18 protein-coding genes are annotated in these 18,264 nt (G+C 58.1%); 6 read left to right on the top strand and 12 right to left on the bottom strand.

Annotated elements, in window-relative coordinates; translation table 11 throughout:
* Positions 1–8 precede the first annotated feature (8 nt).
* A complete protein-coding gene (ssb, locus tag FQB27_RS13185) occupies positions 9–533 on the top strand; it encodes a single-stranded DNA-binding protein (RefSeq protein ID WP_169561525.1) in 525 nt (174 codons plus the stop codon).
* A gap of 102 nt (positions 534–635) precedes the next feature.
* Here ssb and FQB27_RS13180 read toward each other — a convergent pair whose 3' ends face one another.
* Positions 636–1,043 (bottom strand): GFA family protein, encoded by a 408-nt coding sequence (locus FQB27_RS13180; RefSeq protein ID WP_169561524.1) that lies wholly within the window; start codon positions 1,041–1,043, stop codon positions 636–638.
* Between the two features lie 70 nt (positions 1,044–1,113).
* Entirely contained in the window at positions 1,114–1,884 is a 771-nt protein-coding gene (locus FQB27_RS13175) for a substrate-binding periplasmic protein (protein ID WP_169561523.1), read from the bottom strand.
* Between the two features lie 222 nt (positions 1,885–2,106).
* On the opposite strand from FQB27_RS13175, the gene ftsH reads away from it, so the two are divergent.
* A complete protein-coding gene (gene ftsH, locus FQB27_RS13170; protein WP_169561522.1) occupies positions 2,107–3,921 on the top strand; it encodes an ATP-dependent zinc metalloprotease FtsH in 1,815 nt (604 codons plus the stop codon).
* Positions 3,918–4,874: a L,D-transpeptidase family protein gene (locus FQB27_RS13165; RefSeq protein WP_169561521.1), complete on the top strand. Its 957-nt coding sequence runs from the start codon at positions 3,918–3,920 to the stop codon at positions 4,872–4,874. Before ftsH ends, FQB27_RS13165 begins: the two co-directional genes overlap by 4 nt.
* A 21-nt stretch (positions 4,875–4,895) precedes the next feature.
* On the opposite strand, the gene FQB27_RS13160 is transcribed toward FQB27_RS13165, so the two are convergent.
* The 10 genes from FQB27_RS13160 to FQB27_RS13115 form a co-directional block, all read right to left on the bottom strand.
* On the bottom strand, positions 4,896–5,186 hold the full coding sequence (locus FQB27_RS13160) for an Lpp/OprI family alanine-zipper lipoprotein (protein ID WP_169561520.1): 291 nt from the start codon (positions 5,184–5,186) through the stop codon (positions 4,896–4,898).
* A gap of 155 nt (positions 5,187–5,341) precedes the next feature.
* Positions 5,342–5,776 (bottom strand): copper chaperone PCu(A)C, encoded by a 435-nt coding sequence (locus tag FQB27_RS13155; RefSeq protein WP_169561519.1) that lies wholly within the window; start codon positions 5,774–5,776, stop codon positions 5,342–5,344.
* Between the two features lie 88 nt (positions 5,777–5,864).
* Entirely contained in the window at positions 5,865–6,590 is a 726-nt protein-coding gene (locus FQB27_RS13150; protein ID WP_169561518.1) for a copper resistance protein B, read from the bottom strand.
* Positions 6,587–8,470 carry a copper resistance system multicopper oxidase gene (locus FQB27_RS13145; protein WP_169561842.1) on the bottom strand — a complete coding sequence of 628 codons (1,884 nt, stop codon included), beginning with the start codon at positions 8,468–8,470 and terminating at the stop codon, positions 6,587–6,589. Before FQB27_RS13145 ends, FQB27_RS13150 begins: the two co-directional genes overlap by 4 nt.
* Before the next feature lie 63 nt (positions 8,471–8,533).
* Positions 8,534–9,091, bottom strand: a complete 558-nt coding sequence (locus FQB27_RS13140; RefSeq protein ID WP_206374658.1) for a cupredoxin domain-containing protein — start codon at positions 9,089–9,091, stop codon at positions 8,534–8,536.
* A 166-nt stretch (positions 9,092–9,257) separates the two neighbouring features.
* Positions 9,258–9,608, bottom strand: a complete 351-nt coding sequence (locus tag FQB27_RS13135) for a hypothetical protein (RefSeq protein WP_169561517.1) — start codon at positions 9,606–9,608, stop codon at positions 9,258–9,260.
* Positions 9,609–9,684: 76 nt separating this feature from the next.
* Entirely contained in the window at positions 9,685–10,518 is an 834-nt protein-coding gene (locus tag FQB27_RS13130) for an ABC transporter permease (RefSeq protein WP_169561516.1), read from the bottom strand.
* A complete protein-coding gene (locus FQB27_RS13125) occupies positions 10,511–11,278 on the bottom strand; it encodes an ABC transporter ATP-binding protein (RefSeq protein ID WP_169561515.1) in 768 nt (255 codons plus the stop codon). The genes FQB27_RS13130 and FQB27_RS13125 overlap by 8 nt, the downstream gene beginning before the upstream one ends.
* A 72-nt stretch (positions 11,279–11,350) precedes the next feature.
* Positions 11,351–12,388 (bottom strand): ABC transporter substrate-binding protein, encoded by a 1,038-nt coding sequence (locus FQB27_RS13120; RefSeq protein ID WP_206374656.1) that lies wholly within the window; start codon positions 12,386–12,388, stop codon positions 11,351–11,353.
* A 172-nt stretch (positions 12,389–12,560) separates the two neighbouring features.
* Positions 12,561–13,010 carry an Lrp/AsnC family transcriptional regulator gene (locus FQB27_RS13115; protein WP_169561514.1) on the bottom strand — a complete coding sequence of 150 codons (450 nt, stop codon included), beginning with the start codon at positions 13,008–13,010 and terminating at the stop codon, positions 12,561–12,563.
* Positions 13,011–13,287: 277 nt separating this feature from the next.
* On the opposite strand from FQB27_RS13115, the gene FQB27_RS13110 reads away from it, so the two are divergent.
* From FQB27_RS13110 to FQB27_RS13100, 3 genes are all read left to right on the top strand, one after another.
* Complete coding sequence (locus tag FQB27_RS13110) at positions 13,288–14,700, top strand: TrkH family potassium uptake protein (RefSeq protein WP_169561513.1); 1,413 nt, start codon at positions 13,288–13,290, stop codon at positions 14,698–14,700.
* Positions 14,701–14,889: 189 nt separating this feature from the next.
* The gene (locus tag FQB27_RS13105; protein ID WP_206374652.1) at positions 14,890–15,165 is read left to right on the top strand and encodes a DUF6356 family protein; all 276 of its coding nucleotides are present in this window, start codon (positions 14,890–14,892) and stop codon (positions 15,163–15,165) included.
* Between the two features lie 196 nt (positions 15,166–15,361).
* Complete coding sequence (locus tag FQB27_RS13100) at positions 15,362–18,148, top strand: DUF2339 domain-containing protein (RefSeq protein WP_169561512.1); 2,787 nt, start codon at positions 15,362–15,364, stop codon at positions 18,146–18,148.
* Positions 18,149–18,264: the final 116 nt, after the last annotated feature.

Here is an 18,264-nt window from a genome sequence, read left to right as displayed (position 1 = left end):
ACGAAACTATGGCAGGTAGCGTCAACAAAGTCATTCTGGTCGGTAACCTTGGGGCAGACCCGGAGGTCCGGCACATGCAGAACGGGAAACCGGTGTGTAATTTGCGGATCGCTACGTCGGAAAGCTGGCGCGATCGGGACTCCGGCGAACGTCGCGAGCGGACCGAATGGCACCGGGTTGTGATTTTCAACGAAGGGCTGTGCAAGGTTGCTGAAAACTATCTGCGCAAGGGGTCCAAGGTCTATATCGAAGGCCAGCTTCAGACCCGCCAGTATGAACAGGACGGCATTACCAAATATTCAACGGAAATCGTTCTGCAGGGCTTCAACTCCAACCTGACCATGCTGGATGCAGCCGGTGGTCAGGGCGGCGGCCAGGGTGGCGGTCAAGGCGGTGGCTTTGGCGGTGGCAACCAGGGCGGCGGCTTTGGGGGCGGTCAGTCACAAGGCGGCGGTTTTGGCGGCGGTAACCAGGGCGGTGGCTTTGGTGGCGGCCCGTCCGGCGGCGATTTCGACGACGACATCCCGTTCTAGGACGGGACCGGGGCGGCCGCATTTGCGCCAGTGCCCCGTTGATAAAAACCGAAAAGAAAGGCTCCGCTCTGCGGGGCCTTTTTTGTGTTTGGGGGTTGGAAACTATTCCGGCAGGGTCGGCAGTTTGGGCAGGTTTTCAAGGGCGTGGTCCCAATCGGCCTTGCTGTTCATGAACAGGTGGGCGTTCGGGCGGAGGCCGGGCGGGGTGTCCAGACTGCCGGCGGGCACAACCAGAAGGGTGCCGTTCATTTGCAGGGATGGCAGGGCCGATCCGCAGCAGGAACAGAAACTTTTCCCATGGCGGGTGCCGGGAAGGGTGAAACTGGAAACCTTGTCCTGACCGGAACGCCAGACCAGTTCGGCGGTGCTGGAAAACAGGTTGGCGGCGTGGGCGGAACCGGTGTCTTTCTGGCAATGGTGGCAGTGACACAGGAAGAAATGTTCGAACGGGCCGTGAATTTCAAAACTGACCGCGCCGCAGAGGCATGATCCGGTATGGTTTGTTGTCATGGTGGCTTTTTCCGTCTGTTGTCGTTTCTGTTTCTGTTGTCTGGTCGGTTTTGCCCGGTCGGGGGCAGAATCACTGTTGCCCGTATTTATCCTTCAGGCGTTGCAGGGTACCGTCCTTCCGGATGGCTTCCAGTGCGCCGGAAATCTGCTCCCTGAGCCAAAGAGGCGTTGCTTGTGAGGCGACGGCCCAAAGTTCGGTTTCGCGGATCGGTTTTCCAATGACGGGGGACGCGGGAAGAATACCTTTCTTGTGCAGCCAGTCGGCTTCCTGCTGCAGGGCGAACCACGTATCAAGTCGCCCGGCGGTCAGCATACGGGCGCCGGTTTCACTGTTGTTGGTGCGGATCAGGCTGTGATCAAAGCCGTTTTCCTGCAGCACATGTTCCAGCATACTGTCGCGGTAAACTCCGATGCTGCCTTGTTGGCGGGCCTGCTGCACGGTATCGATGGCTGGCGGAGCGATGGAGATAAAGGTGAGGGAGATTTCTGTCACTGGCGTGATCCAGTGGAACAGGGTTTCCCGATCCTCGCTGCGGGCCATTTGCAGCATGATGGTTTCAGGGGTGTTCAGAAGCTGCTGATAGGCACGGCTCCACGGCAGGAGGTGCCGCCGCACGACAGGTGTTTGAGGCCCGCTGGCCCGCCCCAATCGGGTCGCCAACTCGCCGCCAATATCCCACAAAAGACCGGCGGGGCTGTTCGGCTCGTCAATGACCAGCGGGGGAATATTGGAAAACAGGATATTCACGGGAACCGTTTCGGTCAGGGCTTTTACCGGTGCAGCGGACAGCAGGAAAACTGTCAGAAGGACGCTGAAGAAAGACCAGTTACGATACGCCATTCAGGATTGTTCCCCGGAATTTGTTTTATTTCTTGCGGGCAGTTTAGCGATCCCGGAAACACAAAAACAGACCTTAAATCGGTATAATCCTCACATTTTTCTAAAACAGGCCAGAGGAGAAGGGGAAACCTGTTCACAATTTTCCTGTATAATGTTTTAGTGAATTAAGGCCTCGTGCGGGGAGCGGTTGCGGGGAAGTCTGTCCGAAAAAGGATCACCAAGATGCTTGATCGAAAAACACAGGGAAATTTCTGGTATTTTGTTGCGGCATTATTCCTGATCCTCGCCATCCAGAATTTCTGGGCCAGTACCCAGACCACCGAGCAATTGAGCTATAGCCAGTTCAAGGATCATCTGGAGCGGGGAGACCTGACCGATCTGCAGGTCAGTAATCAAGAAATTCGCGGTCGGTTCGCCCAGCCGCAGGACGGCAAGGAGAGGTTCTATACCCGCCGGGTCGATCCCGATATCGCCGCCTATCTGGACAAAAACGGCGTGTCCTATAGCGGCGTTGCGGAAAGCACGTGGCTTGCGACCCTGCTGTCCTGGATCATTCCGGTGCTGTTTTTCTTTGCCCTCTGGATGTTTTTTTTCCGCAAGGTCATTTCCCAGTCCGGTGCCGGGGGGCTGATGCAGGTGGGGAAAAGTAACGCCAAGGTTTACGTGGAAAAGGATACAAGGGTCGGGTTTGACGATGTGGCCGGCGTGGACGAGGCGAAAGAGGAGTTGCAGGAGATTATCGATTTCCTGAAATCGCCGGAGGATTACGGCAAGCTGGGGGCGCATATTCCGAAGGGGGTCTTGCTGGTCGGGCCGCCGGGCACGGGGAAAACCCTGCTGGCCCGTGCTGTCGCGGGCGAAGCCGGGGTGCCGTTCTATTCCATATCCGGGTCCGAATTCGTCGAGATGTTTGTCGGTGTTGGCGCGGCGCGGGTTCGCGACCTGTTCGAACAGGCCCGAAAGAAGGCCCCGGCCATTATCTTTGTGGATGAACTGGATGCGGTGGGCCGGGCACGGGGCGCAGGCCCCATCACCGGCGGCCATGACGAGCGGGAAAATACCCTGAACCAGTTGTTGAGCGAACTGGATGGCTTTGACCCCAGTTCGGGGCTGGTCCTGCTGGCCGCCACCAACCGTCCGGAAATCCTTGATCCCGCGCTCCTTCGGGCGGGGCGGTTTGACCGGCAAATTCTGGTGGATCGGCCGGACCGGGCGGGCCGGGTGCAGATTTTGAAGGTCCATATGCGCAAGGTGATCAATGACAGTTCGGTGGACCCGGAGGAAATCGCTGGGCTGACCACCGGCTTTACCGGCGCCGACCTTGCCAATCTGGTGAACGAGGCGGCGCTGCTGGCCACCCGCCGCCGGTCAGAGAATGTGACGCTGGACGATTATACACGGGCCATTGAGCGGATCGTTGCCGGGTTGGAGAAGAAAAACCGTCTGCTGAATGTGCGCGAGCGGGAAATTGTCGCCCATCACGAAATGGGGCACGCCCTGACATCCATGATGTTGCCCGGCGCGGATGAGGTGCATAAGGTGTCCATCATCCCGCGCGGGGTGGGGGCGCTTGGATATACGATCCAGCGACCGACAGAGGACAGATACCTGATGACCCGGACGGAGCTGGAGAACAAGATTTGCGTTCTTCTGGGTGGACGGGCCGCAGAATATCTGGTGTTCAACCAGCTTTCGACGGGGGCGGCGGATGATCTGGCCAAGGCGACGGATATTGCGCGCAGCATGGTCACCCGATACGGCATGAATGATGATCTGGGGGCGGTCAGCTACGATACGGAAAAGTCCCGCTTTCTGGGGCAGGAGGCCCCGGCCTATCTGGAACGGCGCTATAGCGAGGCAACGGCGGAGCGGATCGATCAGGCGGTTAAGTCCATTATCGGCGATCTTTTTGCGCGGACCGTGGCCTTGCTGAAGGAAAACCGCACCGTTCTTGAAGCGGGGGCGACCCAGCTTTTGAGGCAGGAAACCCTTGAGACGGAAGACCTTCAAAAACTGGTTGGAAGCCTGAAGACATGAGAGCGGCGCTGTCAGCCCTGTCTCGTATCACCGCCGCCCCGGCCTTGGCCCTGTTGCTTGTGTCCGTGGTACCGGCGCAGGCCGCGGAATTTACCGTCACATCGGATCTGGTGGGGGAAATGGCCGAACACCGGATTGCGGACGGCGAGACCCTGATCGGCCTGCCGCAACGGTTTTCCCTTGGATATACGGAACTGGTGGCCGGCAATCCCGGGGTTGATCCGTGGATGCCTGCGGTTGGCACCCGGATTGTCCTGCCGGGCGCCCATTTGTTGCCGCCGGGCCGCCGGGAAGGCATCGTCATCAATCTGGCACAGCAGCGCCTGTTCCTGTTTTCAAGGGATGGTAAGACGGTGAAAACCTTTCCAGTGGGGGTGGGGCGGCAGGGCTGGGAAACCCCGCCCGGACAGACCCGCGTCATCCGAAAGCGCAAGGACCCGGTCTGGCGGCCCCCTGCATCCATTCGCAAGGAACAGCCGGACCTGCCCGCGGCAATTGGGCCGGGGCCGAACAACCCGCTGGGCCGGTTCGCCCTTGATCTGGGATGGGCGTCCTATCTTTTGCACGGCACCAACAACCCGTTAGGAGTTGGACGGCGGGTCAGTCATGGATGCCTGCGCCTTTACCCGGCGGATATCGAGTATCTGTTTGACAAGGTCACCATCGGCACATCTGTCACCATTCTTGACAGCCCCGTTCTGGTGGGCTGGCATGACGGGCAGCTTTATCTGGAGGCCCATCCATCGCAGGCGCAGGCCGATCAGGTGGAATGGGGCGAGGCCATGCAGCCTGTCCCTGTCAGCACTGTATTTCCCATGGTTGAGGCCGCCGCCGGTCCGTGGCTGCAACAGGTGGACTGGCCCCTTGTGAACAGCATTCTGGCGGCCCGGCGCGGTATCCCCATCCCCATAACGCCCCCTGTCGCAAAGAGCGGCGCCGGGGGCACGTCCTGAAGCAGGACGGTGTGGGGGATGTTACTTCTGCATGGATTTCTTGAAGGTCATATCCGCCTTGCGATTGGCCGCCTCGGCGGCTTCACGGGCAGCTTGTGCCTCGCTCAGCGCACGGCTGGCATCAGCCTGTGCGGCCCGTGCGGCGGCAAGGGCTTCATTGGCCATGGCCTTGGCATCCTCGGTGGCCATCATGGTCGCACTGGAAGAAGAGGACCCCTGATCCATTTCCCCCTGGGAGGCGCAAGCCCCCAATCCCAGGGTAAGAACGGCGATCAGGGCGAGAGACGCTTGTTTATTTGAGACCCTTTGCATGGCAACAGCTCCTTGTCTTTCGGTTTCTCATGGCACTCTGGTTTACCGGGTAAGATGCGAAACAATTAATATAGAGCTATTGCGGCTTTTGGCGGGATCAAATCTTTTCTTTGAAATGACGGGAATTTGAAGGATGGGATGTCGAAGGGCAGGGATCAGTTCGCCCGGACATGGGCCTGAAACGGAAGTTCGCCATAGGGCAGCACAAGGGTCAGGTTTACCACGTCTCCCGTTTTAACCGGTTTATCCATATTATTAAGTTGGACGAACAGGTGCATGCTGGTCATGTCGAGGGATTCCTCGCGGGGGATGGAAATGGAATCCAGTTCCGCATATTCCAGATCGCCCAGCTTGGCGATGATCCGGGACCGCTGAAAGGATTTTCCGCCAACCCCCAGCACTGTCATGTTATCGAAACCTTCGTTTGTTATCCGCATCCGCAACGTGCTGGTGCCGCCGGTCCCGGCTGGCGTCAGATACGCATCCTCGATGGCGGCGGACTGGAACACAACGATATCGTCCGCCATGGCCGTCGAAAGCGAAAGCCATGCCGCAAAAAGGGCCGCGAGATAAGCAACTGGTCTGTTCATGTCATTTCCTGATTACGGGCTGTATGCCTGGAGGGGCATATAAGATACAAACCCCCTCCAGACGTAGTGACGAAGAACACAACAGGGCCTAAAACATCAGACGCGCCCCGAAGACAATGCTGAACATGTCGGCTTCGTCACCTTCCTCGCGAATAAAATCGGCGGTCTCGCCGAAATATCGCTCATAGGCAACGCCCACATAGGGGGACAGCATCCGGTCCCACAGGTCATAGGACAGACGAAGGCCGACTTCGGCACTGTTCAGGCCGGACCCGACGCCCCTTTCCCGGTCGCTGGAAAAGGCCACGCTCATTTCCGCCGAGGGGATCAGGGTCAGGTAATTGGTCAGCAGCAGCTCATATTCCAGATCAAGATCGGCAGAAACGTCGCCCTTTTCACTGACATAGAGGGAACTGTCCACCTCGATCCACTGGGGGGCGAGGCCGCTGATGCCCACCGCACCGTGCCAGCGGTCCGGTCCATCGGGGCTGTCATACCGGATGCCAGCCTTGACATCCCAGAAGTCGGAAACCGGAACCTGTATGGAAAGCTGGTTGGTGGCGGATTCAAACAGGTCGGCATTCAGGTCATATTCCCCGTTGCCTTCCCAGCGAAGCCGGACCTCATCCGTTCCCACAAAGGCATCCCCGTCCCAGACCAGCAAATCCTGACCGGCATCGCCCGCCCGGTATTCCAGTTGTTCCATCTGAAGCCCGTAAAACACAAGAGGTTCCGTTTGGGCCAGAGCGGTCAGGGGCGCCGCTGCCGTGAAAAGGGCGCCAAGGGCGGCGCATGAAATGCTTGCGAACCTCATTGGATGGCTCCTTTCAACGGGGTGATGTCGGCGGTGTTGTCAGGTCCGCCCTCAACGATGATCTTGCGGAACATGCCTGCCGCAGCGTGATAGGACAGGTGGCAGTGGAACGCCCATTGTCCCGTGGCATCCACCTCGGTTTCCGAATAGACGGTGGTGCCGGGGGCAATGCTGATGGTGTGCTTGACCGGATCCCATTTCTCGGCCCCCACATCCAGAATGCTCCACATGCCATGCAGGTGCATGGGGTGGGTCATCATGGTTTCGTTGACGAACTTGAAACGCACCCGTTCCCCATATTGCAGGCGGATGGGGTCGGCGTCCTCATACTTCACGCCATTGATGGACCAGATATACCGTTCCATGTTGCCGGTCAGGCGCAGTTCGATTTCACGGGTGGCCTCGCGGTCCTTGTACAGGGGACGCTGGGCCTTCAGGTCGGAATAGGACAGGAATTTCCCCTGACCTTCCGATGGGGTCGGGGTCAGCCCGCTGCCCGCCGCATAGAACGGATCCTGCGTCTGCATGGACCCATGGTTCATGCTGCCGTGGTTCATGCCGCCGGACGGCATCTTGCCGTGATCCATGCCGCCCTGTTTCAGGGTATCCTGCTTCATGTCGCCATGGTTCATGCTGCCGTGGTTCATGCCGCCGGACGGCATCTTGCTGTGATCCATGCCGCCCTGTTTCATGGTGCCCTGCTTCATGTCGTCATGATTCATGGTCCCGTGGTTCATGGTCTTGCCATGGTTCATGCCCTGCATTTCAGCCGGGTCCTCTTTCTGCATGGTGCTGTGATCCATACCGGCCATTGACCCATGATCCATGCCCATATCGGCCATGGTCAGAAGGGGGCTGTCGCCCATGTCCGGCACCGGGGCCGTCATGCCTGGGCGCGGGGCCAGCGTACCGCGGGCAAAGGCTGTGCGGCCCATGCTCTGGGCGAACAGGGTATAGGCCTTGTCCTCTTGCGGGCGAACAATCACGTCATAGGTTTCGGCAACGCCAATTCGAAACTCATCAACGGGCACCGGCTGGACCAGATTACCATCGGCGGCAACCACGGTCATTTTCAGGCCCGGTATCCGGACATCGAAATAGGTCATGGCCGATGAGTTGATAAACCGCAGGCGGACCCGTTCGCCCGGCTTGAACAGGGCGGTCCAGTTCTGGTCCGGTCCCTTGCCGTTGATCAGGGGGGTGAAGCCCTGAACATCCTCGATATCCGTTGCCATCATGCGCATGCTGCCCCACGCCATGCGGTCGTCAAGGGCGGCGGACAGGCCGTTCTTGCGGGCGTCGCTGAAAAAGTCGCCCACGGTCTGCTGTTCCCGGTTGTAGTAATCGGGCGCCTGTTTCAGGTTGCGCATGATACGAGCCCCGGAATGGGGATGCTTGTCCGTGAACTGAACCACATAATCCCGGTCCACCTTGAACGGTTCGCGCTTTTTGGGGGTGATGACGATGGCCCCGTATGCCCCGTCCGGTTCCTGAAAGCCGGAATGGCTGTGGAACCAGTAGGTCCCTGACTGCACCACCGGGAAGCGATAGGTAAAGGTTTCGCCGGGGGCAATGCCGGGAAAGCTGATATCGGGAACCCCGTCCATCTGGAAGGGCAGGATCAATCCATGCCAGTGGATCGAGGTTTCCTCCTTCAGGTTGTTGGTCACGTTGATGGTGACATCTTCGCCTTCCTGAAATTTCAGGACCGGCCCGGGAGAGGCACCGTTATACCCGATGCCGGTTTTCTTGAAGTCGCCGGTATCGATGGTGACCGGGTCGACCGTCAGGGTGTAGGTCCCCGCATGGGACAGGGCTGGCTGGACCGCCAACAGGGCAGCCACGGCCAGAGCGCGCCTTGCGGCACGCAGGGTAAACATATTCATGGGTTATTCCTGTAATGAAAACAGAGGGCACAGCCGTTGCCGGCTGTGCGTGTTCGTTCAGTTGATGCGGACGTCGCCCATCATGCCGCTGTCATAGTGACCGGGCACGTTGCAGGCGAATTCCAGATCCTTGTCGCCGGAGAAATGCCAGATGATTTCTGCGCTTTCGCCCGGTTCAAGAAGAACACTGTTAGGGTCGGAATGATCCATGGTCATGCCGTTCCCCATATCCATTTTCATTTTGTCGCGGTTGATCTTGTCCGCTTCAAGAACGCCATGCTCCATCATCATCATCATTTCCTTTTGATGATCGGCGTGGGACAGGGTGGTCCCAATGTTGAATTCATGAACGAATTCACCGGCATTGATGACCTTGAAACGAACAGTTTCGCCTTTGGAAACCGTAATATTTTCCGGTTCGTAGTAATTGTCGAACATGCGGATTTCGACGGTCCGGCTGACCTTTGCGGCGTCGCCGGGCTCCCCAATGGCGGAGGCGCCGCCGTGACCGCCTGCATGACTGCCTGCAGAAAGCGCCTGAAAAGAGGTCAGGGTGACGGTTGCCGCCACAAGACAGGCCGCCATGGAGGAAAGGGTAAAGTTAAGTTTACGCATAAGTTTCGATCCTTCGATCCTTGTCCCATCTCGCAGCCGTATCAATGCCATTCGATCACAGTGTTGCAAACACGATGGGACGTGAGAAAAAAATAGTCAGGAAATCGCGTCACGGGGTGCGGCCCTGATGAAACAGGAACCGGGCCAGACACGATGGGAGCGAAAATTATGCTGAGGGAGGGCGTCCCGGAGGGGCCAGATCAAGGCCGGATGGAATAGAATTCAGGTCGGTAAAGTGAACCTGACGGGCCGCCAGCAGGACAGAGCCGTTTTCCATTGCCGGAACGGAAACGGAGCAAGAGGTCATGCCGCATTTTTCCATATGCATATGGCGGGTATTCTCGGGCGAAGGGGCCGGGGCCATGCCCTGAACAGACATGATATGGCTGCCTTCGTGGTTCTTGGCATGGGACAGGGACGTGGGAATGACAGAGAACAGACTTGTCACAAACGCAACGAGCATGGCGAAGGCCATGATCTGTATCTTGCGGTTTATGGTGGGGCTGTGTCGGGTCACGGGTGGTCCTGAAAACATACATCCTTGAAGATGCCGAAAAACATAGGAGTGAATTACGGCGTCTTCAAGGCAAAAATTATGCGCGCCAACGTAGAAAGATTTTTTCCGCCCGGCCAATCAGCCAGCTTACGGAAAGGCCCAGCAGGGACAGGATGGCAACACCGGCCACCAGTTGATCCATGGCCATCAGGTTTCCGGCCAGCAGGATATAGGCCCCGATTCCGTATTCCGCGCCAATCATTTCGGCGGCCACCAGCAGGATGATGGCGATAGAGGCGGAAATCCGAAACCCGGACAGAAGCGCAGGCAGGGCACCCGGCAGGATGATCTTGCGAACAATGGACCACCAGCCAAGATTGAACGACTGCCCCATGCGAATGAGGCCCCGGTCCACATTGTCGACGCCGCCATACACGGCAATGACCGTCGGAAAGAAGGTGCCGAACAGGATGGTGGCAACCTTGGATTCCTCGCCAATGCCGAACCAGATGATAAAGACCGGCAGCAGGGCGATTTTAGGGATCGGGAAAAAGGCGGCGACAAACGGCACGATCCCGCCGCGGGCCAGCGTGAACAGGCCGGCCGCAAGGCCAACGGCCAGCCCCAGCACCGTGCCCCCGACCCATCCAAGGGCCAACCGCATGAGCGAGGCTTCCAGATGCAGGACCAGTTGCCCGGAATTCACCAGATCCATGAAGGCCTGAAAGGCTTCGGACGGGGCGGGGAGGACAATGGGACTGATCCAGCCAAACCGGGAGCCAGCCTCCCACAGGCTGAACAGCAGGACAAAGAAGATGGGGGCCACAAGCCGGGACGGGCGCGGCGCGAAGCCACCGCCGCGATAGGGAACCGGTTTTACGGCTGCCGCAGACGGGGTCTGTACAGTTGTTGGTGTGTCCAGATCAGGCATCGAGCAACTCCAGGTCGGCGGCGCGGGCCTCCTCGCGCATCAGGTTCCAGAGGTAATCCTGCTTTTCCTGCAACAGGGCAGGATGCTTCAGGCGGTCTTCAAGGGGGATGTCGATATCGACAATGTCGCGCACCTGTCCGGGGCGGCGCGACAGCACCACAACCCGGTGGCCAAGGCGCACGGCTTCGTTCAGGTTATGGGTGACGTAGCAGGCTGTGTATTTTTCCTTCAGCCACAAATCCACCAGATCATCCATCAGCAACTCGCGGGTCTGGCTGTCAAGGGCGGACAGGGGCTCATCCATCAGCAGGCAGGCGGGCTTGACCGCAAGGGCGCGGGCAATGGCAACGCGCTGTTTCATGCCGCCGGAAAGCTGTTTGGGCAGGGCCGCCCCGAAATCGGACAGCTTGGTGCGGGCCAGCACATCATTGATAATGGTGTCGGCCTCGGTGCCGCGAATGCCATGATCCTCAAGGACCAGACTGATATTTCCCCGTACCGTGCGCCACGGCAGCAGGGCGAAATCCTGAAAGATATAGGTCAGCGGGTTAAGGCTTTCAGCTGGGGGATCACCGATCTGCAGGACCTGTCCCTCGGTCGGGCGTTCCAACCCGCCGATAAAGCGCAGCAAGGTTGACTTGCCACAGCCGGACGGGCCGATGATGCAGATGATCTGTCCCGCCTTGATGGTGAAATCGATATTGTTCAGAACCCGGGTCGCATCATAGGCGTGCGAAATCCCGTCCAGTTTCAAATCCATGTGGCCCCCGCCAAATCAGAAGGGGCGGAAGAACCGCCCCTCTTTTACTCTCTACCCTATGATACTGCCGGATCAGTTGGTTGTATCGGCAAAATTTGTGTCAACCAGCTTTTCCAGTGTCAGGCTGGCCGGTGCCAGATTGTTTTTCTGGAACCATGCCAATTGTGCGGCAATGTCCTTGGTGTTCAGGGCTGCGCCCTCGCTCAGGTAAACGGCACCGGCCTTGATGGACGGCGCGGCTTTTTCCCGCGGACGGTCTGTGTAGACATATTTGTGGATCAGGTCGACCATGGCTTCTGTTGCAGCCGGGTCTTTCTTCTGGTCGCCCATGACGGCAAGATAGTCGGCAATCCCCTTGGAATAGGCGCGCATGAAGCGTTTGACCATGTCCTGCTTTTCTTCGGTGTTGCGGGTCGAGGTGAAGATGGTTGTCACCTGATAGTCACCGAGGTTCTGCACCCGGCCGATTTCCTTGGCAGCGCCGCCCTTGACCAGACCGGCAGCAATGTGCGGCACGATGGCCATGGCATCAACCTGCCCGGATTTCAGGGCACCGATCATGGCGCCAACCTTCTGCAGGGCTTTCAGTTGCATGTCCGCGGTGGTGAAGCCGTTCTTTTCGGCAATCAGACCGGCCATATAGTGGAAGGAGGACCCCTGCTGGGTCATGGCCCAGCTTTTGCCCTTGAGGTCCGCCGGGGTTGTCAGGCCTGCGTCATAGGCCGCGTTGGATGCCAGAATGACGTTACCGGGAAAACCCTGCTTTTCGGCCATCATTCCGCCGATGACCTTGACGGCACCCTTGTCGGCAAGGCTGAAGAAGCCGCCGGTCATGGCAGTGACGCCAAAATCGATATCGCCGGACGCAATGGCAACCGCGACGGGCTGGGCGGCCTGGAAGAATTTCAGTTCAACATCCAGACCTTCTTCCTTGAAGTAACCTTTTTCATAGGCGATGAAGGACGGCGCGTGGGACGTGAAGCGCAGGGCCCCGATGGTGATCTTGTCGTCTGCCTGTGCAGCACCGGCAAAACCGGAGGCCAGAACAGCGCCTGCAAGTGCGCCAAACAGGGAACGGCGCGTCATGGCACCAAGATTGAATTTCAGCATTGTAAAGGGACCTCCCTCAAGGATTTGATTTTGCACCAAATTACGTCATTGGTGGGCGCCAATCAATTGGAGTTTTTGCCTTTGATGTAAAAATATGAAAGTTGTTTTAAATCAGAATTTTGTCTTATTTTCTTTGTGTGATTTACGAGGTTTGGTCAGTCTCCTGAAAATGTCAGACGGGCAGGGCGGTTGTGAATTTTATTTCTTCCATGGCGAAGTTGGAGCTGACATCCGACAGGCTGATGGACTGGATCAGGCGGCGATAGAAATTGTCATAGGATGCAATGTCCGGCACCACCACTTTCAGCAGGTAATCCACATCTCCGCTCATGCGATAAAATTCCATGATCTCGGGGAACTGATCCACGGTTCTGGCGAATTTCTCAAGCCAGCCGGGTTCATGCTCGCGGGTCTTGATATTGACAAAGACCGTCACCGGGACTCCCAGTTTTTCGCGATCCGCCAGAACGACCTGTTTGCGGATGAGGCCCGTTTCCTCCATGGATTTGATGCGCCGCCAGCAGGCCGTACGGGAGCATCCCGCCTGTTCCGCCAGTTCAGTGACCGGGATGCGGCTGTCTTCTTGCAGAAGTTTCAGAATCTTGCGATCGATCTTGTCCACGACAGATACCTTCTTTGTGCGTTTTCGGGGCAATCTACGAAACATATGTTTCGGCATGGTACCTTGAAGTGTCAATATGTTTCTGGTTACGGGACTTCGGTGGGTTTCTGGCAGGCAGGGAAAAAGAAGAATTGGTTTGACGTTTATAAGCATAAGGCGCATACAAATTGGTTCTGGCACCCGGTCATATCAGGGACAGGATCGTTCTTGCTGATTGATTTTCCTTGTTTTTTCCGGTCGTCGGTGAAGGAAGATCAATAATTCGAGTGGTTCGGGTATGAGACCCATCTTGTTCGTGAACGGTTCAGTCCTGACCATTATAGGATTGCCCCTGATCCTGATAGAAATGCTGAACGAAGGGGCGGAAGCGCCGTTTCTGGAGGCGTTCGCCTGTATCATGTTCTTCGGGATTGGCTTTATTCTGGTCAGTCGCGGCGCCGAGATGTCCTTCAGCCGAAAACAATTATTCATTCTGACGGTTTCGGTCTGGGTGACCCTGACGGCGGCGGCAACCCTGCCGTTCTGGCTGTGGGGTATCCCCCTGACCGATGCGGTGTTCGAGGCCGCGTCCGGCATCACCACAACGGGGGCAACGGTGCTGTCCAATCTGGATGACATGCCGCACAGTATCCTGATGTGGCGGGCGTTCCTGCAATGGCTGGGCGGGATCGGCATTGTGGTCATGGCCATTGCCATCCTGCCGTTCCTGAAAATTGGCGGAATGCAGCTTTTCCAGACCGAAAGTTCCGAACGCACCGACGACGAACTGCCTTCGGCCGCAAAACTGGCGTCGGTCACCATCTGGGTTTATCTGGCCATGACGATCCTCTGTATTGCGGCCTTCCTGATCGGGGGGATGTCCTTGTTTGATGCGGTGGCCCATACCTTTGCGACCGTTTCCACCGGGGGCTTTTCGACCCACGATCAGTCCTTTGGCTATTTTGACAGCGACTTCGTCAAGTGGAGCTGTGTCGTCTTCATGTTCGCGGGCAGTGTTCCGTTCATCTGGTATATCCGGGCCGTCCGCAAGGGCCAGTTCGCCAGCGAACAGTTATGGGTGTATGGGGCTGGGCTGCTGATCGTGATCGCGTCGGTTGCCATCTGGCTAGTGATGGAGCGGCAGGAAAGTGTCGCCGATGCGTCCCTTCTGGCCGCGTTCAGTGTGGTGTCGGTTGTCACCACATCCGGTTTCGCGATCGAGGATTATTCCGGCTGGAGCGGATTTTCGGCGCTGTTTTTCTTCCTGCTGATCATGACTGGGGGGTGTACCGGTTCCACCAGCGGCGGGATCAAGGTCATGCGGTTTGTGGTCAGCGGCAAGATGATCCGCCAGATTATTTCCCGCAGTGTTTTTCCAAGCGGGGTGTTTACCGCGAAATACGAGGGCAAGGTCATCAGCGGCGAGGTGTTCGGCAGTGTGGCCGGTTTCATGTTCATCTATATGGTCACCTTCCTGTTCTTTGCATTCATTCTGGCGTTAAGTGGCCTTGACCTGATGACCAGCCTGAGCGGATCGGCCGCTGCCCTTGCCAACGAAGGGGCGGGGATTGGCCCGATTATCGGCCCGTCCGGTAATTATGGCAGCCTGACCAGTTTCGTGAAATGGGCGCTGGCCTTCGAGATGATTTTGGGCCGTCTGGAAATTTTCACCCTGCTGGTCTTCCTGACGCCAAGATTCTGGCGAAGCTGAGCAGGATCACACCCCACACCGTGCGGATCGGTATAGAATTCCGGTATCCTGTAAAATTTTGAAACGCGTGTTTCATTTATTTCGGATCGGGCGTGAATTTTGGGAAAATAATCCATCAGAACCTGAATAGAATATGCCCGTCACGCTGACGTAGCATTTTTAAGAACCAGACAGGACGGGAAACAGGGTATGAGCCTGAAAGCGCTATTTACGGAACATCCGAATACGGTCAACGAGACCTATGTGGAGCATATGCGGATGTCTTCCGGTTTTGGGGGATGGCTTTTTCTGGCAACCCTGTGTGCGTTTTTGCACGCGGTCTTTCCGTTTTTGTTTGAGAAAACCGCCAGCGGGATCATTGCGCGGCTCTATGGTCGGATGGTGACGAGCCGCGTGGTGAGGAAAGCTCCGACAACCGAGGACAAGACAGGGGCGCATCTGGCTCTGGACAGTGCCTGCCTCTGAACGGGGGAGCGAATATCCCATACCTTGATCCCGGCTCTGTGCCGGGATTTTTTTTGTCCGGCACACACATAATATGGCGCCGGCGCGGCAAAGGCCAAAAAAATGCCACTTGGCATTCGTTGAAAATCAACCAATAATTGCCCGTCATTCTGACAGTTTCGTCCCACCCCGTATCTGAATAACGTCGAGGATTTCGATGGAAGAGTTTTTTGCCCTGGTTGTCATTCCATTGGCCGTGTTCTGGTTGATCGGATGGGGGATTGTCCGTGCGGTTCGGCAGAGCCGCCGGTTGAAGGAACTGGAGCTACGCTTTGATGTGCTGGAGGATTATGTTGTCCAGCATCTTCGGGACGGGGGCGCGGCCGCAAAGGCCAAGGCCGCGGATCAGGCCCCGCCGGACAGTATTGTGGAAACCGTGCCGGTCGAACCGGCGCCAGAGCCACAACCACAACCCAAGCCTGAAGTGAAAGCGGCGGAGCCTGAGGCGGAGGCAGAGGCCGCAACCGATGCGGAAGAGGCTGCAGCGGGCAAGGGCGCGGCGGAAGACAGTGCCGCACCGGATCGTGAACCAGAGCGTATCGCGGCCCGTGAGGCCACCGCACCGGCAGCCAAGCAATCCCGTTGGGACGCGTCTTTTGCCGAAAACTGGCTGGTTTGGCTGGGCGGAATTGCGCTGGCCCTTGGCGGTGTCTTTATTGTTAAATACTCCATCGATAACGGGTTTCTGGGGCCGTGGGCGCGCATTATTGCCGGTCTGGTCGCCGGTGTTGCCATGGTGGGTGCCGGGGAATGGGCGCGTCGCCAACCGGTGCGGGGGGATAATCCCGCAGCGTGGGGCCGGGTGCCGCTGGCCCTTGTCGGGGCGGGACTGCTGACCGTTTATGGGGCGATTTATGCCGGGTTCGGTTTTTACGGCCTGTATCCGCCGGTTGTGACCCTGATCCTGATGGCGCTGACATCTGCCGCCGGGCTGGCCTATTCCCTGTTGCTGGGGCCGTGGATGGCGGGTCTGGCCATGCTGGGTGCCTATATCGTGCCGCTTCTGGTCGGATCGCGGGACCCGTCAACCGAGCTTCTGTTCCTGTATCTGACAGCGGTTCTGGCGGGCAGTCTGTGGCTGCTGCGCTATCGCCCGTGGATGTGGGGCGGTCTGGCCAATCTGGGGGCCAGTGCCGTGTGGTTCCTGCTTTGGTACAGTGCTGAACTGACAGGGGCCGCCGATCTCATGGTTGTGGAACTTTATGGCCTTGCCGTCATGGGGCTCTTTGTCTTCTTCTTCCTGAACCATATGCAGCAGGACGATTATGCCGGACCGATGGATGCGCTGCGTCTTGTAACCCGTCCGCTGTCGGCGTCCTTTATCCTGCATCTGGCCTTTGTGGGTGTGGCCGCTGCCGGTGTCATGCTGGCGGTGCACGGCGATCACGCCCCGCTGGCCAGCCTGCTTGTCTATGCCGTGCCGGTGATGGCAGCGCTTCTGGCATGGCGGGAGCCGCGTCTGGAATTGATGGTGGTGGTGTCGCTTGTGGCCGGGTTGCTGTTCATGGGATTGTGGCCCGTTGATTATCAGGAACAGGACACCATGCGTTATGTGACAACGGCGCTGCTTCTGGGTGTGTTTTATGGGGCCTATGGGTTGTGGCGGGTCCAGAGCGGCATTCTGCCTGTCCTTGGGGCGGCCGAGGCGGTTGCCGGTCCCATTCTGCTGTTCTGTGTTGCCTATTGGCATTTCAATCGCATGGGGACCGCACCGGAATGGGCGCTGATCGCGCTTATTCTTGCGGCCGGCTATGTGGCCGCCGCGTCCTTTATCCTGCGGGGGCATGACGGACGTGTCGTGCAATCCGTGGTCGCCGTCTTTGCCATTGGCGCCACGTCCGGCCTGTCGCTGGCCCTGGCGGCAGCCCTTGAAAAGGAATGGCTGACCATCGCCTTCGCCCTGCAGGTGGCGGCGATTGCGGTTATTCATAGCCGCTTGCCGCTGGCTGCGTTCCGTCATCTTGCCGGTATTCTGATCCTGATTGTTATTGTCCGGCTGGAACTGGACAGTGCGGTGGTGCGTGCCTTCTTTAGTTGGGGTGTGCCGGTTGAATGGTATTTCTATGGCTTCGGGGTGCCCATTCTGGCCTTTGCCTTTGCATGGCACCTGTTCCGCCGGGAAAAGACCGATTATGTGGTGACACTTCTGGAAAGCGGGGTGCTGCTGTTCTGGGTGACCTTTGTGGCCCTGACAGTTCGCCAGTTCGCCGGGGTGCTTCAGGATGCACCGGGGCAGGGGGCCTATACGCTGATGGGGTACAGTTTTGCAGAACTGTCCATTCATGTGGCTTCGCTTCTGGCCAACGCCTTGGGGCTTTACTGGCTGAACGGCCGGAACCGGACCGTGGTCCGGGATTGGGGCTGGCGCATTCTGGGTGTGGCTGGGCTTGTCCTGCTGGTCGGTTTCGGCTTGCTGCTGGCGAACCCGTTCCTGAACTATACAGGCAGTGTGGGCAGCATGATCGTGATTGACTGGCTGATGCTGCTCTATCTGGTGCCGGCGGGCATGTTCCTGTGGTTCGGCCGGATCGCCGATCCGCGCCATCAGGGTCTTGCCCGCATATTGGCGATGGCCGCAGGGGGGCTGGTGCTGTTTTACCTGACCACCGAGGTGCGCCATGCCTTCCGGGGGCACGACCTGACCCTTGGCTATACCAGTGAGATGGAATTCTATACCTATTCGCTGGTCTGGATCCTGTATGCCAGCCTTGCGCTGCTGCTGGGGATTGTAAGGGATAACACGGTTGTCAAAAAGGCGGCGTTTGTGCTGGTGCTGCTGACCGTGGCCAAGGTGTTCGTGCTGGATATGGCCGCCTTGAAAGGGTTGCTGCGGGCTGTCTCGTTCCTTGGATTGGGGGGCTGCCTGATCGGTCTGGCCATCCTGTACCAGCGGTTTGGCAAGTCCGCACCGGCCCACAAGAACGCCCCGGAGCAGCAGGGCTGATCCCGATTGGGCATCGGCGGTTGAAGGGGCGCGGTGTTGGCGACTGCAACAGTTGCACAGGCGCCGTTTATCTTGTAGAACGTCAGGGACCCTCCGCTCCATTCGGGGGGACCTGA

The organism is Sneathiella chinensis (assembly GCF_012720115.1).
Classification (GTDB): Bacteria; Pseudomonadota; Alphaproteobacteria; order Sneathiellales; family Sneathiellaceae; genus Sneathiella; species Sneathiella chinensis.
The sequence above is the reverse complement of the archived record's forward strand: the minus strand, read 5'-3'. Positions and strand labels throughout refer to the sequence as shown.